Source organism: Veronia nyctiphanis, from assembly GCF_004116385.1.
Classification (GTDB): Bacteria; Pseudomonadota; Gammaproteobacteria; order Enterobacterales; family Vibrionaceae; genus Veronia; species Veronia nyctiphanis.
The window spans coordinates 1-2,741 of record NZ_PEIB01000078.1; the positions used below are offsets into that span (position 1 = coordinate 1).

Consider the following 2,741-nt stretch of genomic DNA (forward strand, 5'->3'; position numbering starts at 1 on the left):
AAGGAAGACACGCTCAAATCAAAATTGATGATTTAATGAGCGCGTCAACAAAGCCTCAACAAAGCCAATAGCTGGCATAGTGAAATTATACTGTATAAATAAACAGCATTAATGTAGCAGAGAGGAAGAGGGGAGAGCAAGGGGGGGCTGTGTGATGGCGAAACAAATAGAGAGTGAGTTCATAGTATATTAATCAAATAAGCGAATACTAATTTAGCATTTCATTGCATTGTTGAGATTTTTACTTTCATTACATCTATTATCAATTTATATAACGCATACTGCCTTTTTTAAACTGCCATGTGCTTATTTTTTTTCTACGATGTCTGTGTATTAAGCAAATATTAAATAGTCAGAGAGTAGAGAAATGCAGAATTCAGGATTAATTGGCACCACGCCGCGACAAGTGGCGACAAGTGAGAGTGAATCAACAGATCGTGCTCATGGCGGAGCTGAAGAAAAGAATAATCAGGGAGATAATAAAAAAAGTAATCGTCACGTAGCTAAACGGCAAGGTGTAGAACCGAACAATGGCCAACATATGGCTATGCAGTATAATAGACAACAAATGGCTAAATCCCAAATAAGCCAATCAGAAGACACAGTGTTGGGGAAAACTATACAGAACGACGGTGTACCCGGATCTTCGAGGCATTGGCGCCCACATAAAGAAAATACACACCAAGGACAATCTTCTAGGTCAAGGCAACCTACTCCTGCTAGACTCAACAACCATCAGAATGGAAGAGACAACAACCAAAATCCACACTATCCCGCTTACGACTCTGCTAAAAACAGAAGAGGTGAATATTCAAAAGGCGATAAGGTTATCTTTGATAAAACTATTTATGAAAAAGCTGATCGCCCAGGGTGGCATAAAATAGGCCCTTATACGCCTAGAACCATTCAATCCTCCCCTAACAACAACCAACAGCCACAACAGCCTTCTAGGTCAAGGCAGCCTGTTCAAAATGTGAATAGCAACAACGTTCCTTTTTACGACAGAGTACAAGTACTTTTTGGTGGATACTCAAAAGGTGATCAAACAAGGTTCTATGATATAGATAATCAAGGTCAAACTTTGACTGGTGTCTATGATGGTAATGGCGGATGGAACCTACTCAATGATGACGGCAGTTTAGGGCCTCAATTAGATCGTCCCTTTGGCGGAGCAGGAGCTAGTCACGCAAGAATAAATATTAACCCCAAAACTCCCTTAGTTTCAAACCAAGGATTAAATAGTGGTCCAGCTAGTGAAGGGCTTAATAGTAGTATAAATTTCTTTGATATGTCATTGCGAAGCCAAAGTGTAGGATATGTTGTTGATATGGTAAAAATGTCACAGAAGCTCGGTACAAAAGTTAACATATTTTATGGTGGACATGACCCAGTAGCCCTCGCTTCTTTCGAAAGTAAAATTAAAGAAGCAGAATCAGAAGTAGGAGACCTTTCCCAGTTCTATTCATTAAAAAAAATATATAACGGAGAAAACTCACCTTGGGTTGAAGACTCTAGTATTAGGAGTAGAGATGGAAAAACTGCTTATATACCAGCAGATATATCTCGTGAAACGAAAGATAAAGCAACTCAATTTGTGAAAGCTAACCTTGATAAAGAAGACCCTAATTATGGTCTTCAAGGCAATACAAAAAGGAAACTTGGCGTGACTGTCGATCGTTTTAATTCTCATGACAGGATGGAAAAAAATTTAAACGATAGTTCCAGCGGTATTCATATTTATCGAGGTAACAGTTATATAGAAGGTGGAAACTTGTTAGCTGGGACTAAAGCAAATGGGGAGCCATATGCCATTATTGGGAATGATAGTGTTATTGTTACCAGCATACATTTAGAAGAAATGTATAATAAAAACCCAGATTCTATGCCTCAATATTCTCCTTCTTCTATAGATAATAAAATAAAAGAATTACAAGTTGATTCAAGAGACCCAATTTATAACCTTACCCGTCAAAAGTTAGAAAAGACTCAAGGGTTAAGCGGAGACGAGTTGCATAAAAAAACCCTAGAAACAATTGCTAAACAAGATATAGCTAAAGATATTATTTCGCAAGATGTCGGTGTAGATCGAGACTCAATCGCTTTCATACCACAAACTTCGTTCCACATTGATATGCAAATGAGACCCATTGAAAATGGGGATGTCTTTATCAACTCTGAAATTGAAAACCAAAAGCTTCTCAATAAAGCTATCGAGTTATCTGAAGACCCTCAAGAAAAAATACGATTAGAAAAAATGCTAGAAGTTTCTAGGGAAAATCATGAGCGATCTAAACACTATAACCCCATAATAGAAGAAGAGTTAAGGAAAATAGGCTTAAACCCAATTCTATCTCCTGGAGTTTTTAGTGCTGGTGGGAAGAATGAGCCAGGAGCATAGCCAATTTCCTTAATAGTATTCCAATTTCCCATCAAGGATATAAGCTCTATCTAACTAACGATACTAGTAATGATGCGCTAAAACAGGCTTTTACTGACTATATGAGGGAAAAAGGCTTTGAAACAAAATATTTTGGTGGCAGTAAGAGTATACTAAACTCACTCGGTCCCTCTTAGAGTCTGAATTAAATCTCGGCGCCAATGGGGGGTTAGACTGTTTAGAAGTACACTACGCATAGATAATCTAGAGCAAGTGATGTTGTTTGACCCAGTATAGCGGGAAGCGGAGGGCTTTGTTGACGCGCTCATTAAATCATCAATTTTGATTTGAGCGTGTCTTCCTT

Annotated in this window: 1 protein-coding gene; it reads left to right on the top strand. The window is 38.2% G+C overall.

Annotated elements, in window-relative coordinates; all coding sequences use genetic code 11:
• Positions 1 to 367 precede the first annotated feature (367 nt).
• A complete protein-coding gene (locus tag CS022_RS24385) occupies positions 368 to 2,398 on the top strand; it encodes a hypothetical protein (protein WP_129124452.1) in 2,031 nt (676 codons plus the stop codon).
• The last annotated feature ends 343 nt before the right edge of the window (positions 2,399 to 2,741 follow it).